The sequence below is a fragment of the Pseudomonas sp. AC463 genome, assembly GCF_979253585.1.
Genome location: NZ_CEEDDZ010001088.1, coordinates 1 through 241 on the forward strand (window position 1 = coordinate 1; position 241 = coordinate 241).

A 241-nucleotide genomic window follows, 5' to 3' on the forward strand; every position below is an offset into this window, starting at 1 on the left:
GTCCTTATAGTGGGTGAAGAAATGCTCGATCTGCTCGAACACGATCTCCGGCACGTCGGCGCGGCCGCCGACGTTTGAGTAGTATGGGAACACCTCGTCGACGGGGACGCAGACGAGCTTCTCGTCGCCACCGGCCTCGTCTTCCAGGTTCAGCACCGCGATCGGGCGGGCACGCACGACGCAGCCGGGGATGAACGGCGAGCGGGCGATGACCAGCGCGTCGAGCGGATCGCCATCGGGC

General features: G+C 66.0%; 1 protein-coding gene. It reads right to left on the reverse strand.

The features are described from left to right. The coding region (locus tag AC0IYH_RS33640; protein WP_471838785.1) for an inorganic diphosphatase at positions 1–241 on the reverse strand (241 nt) is incomplete at both ends.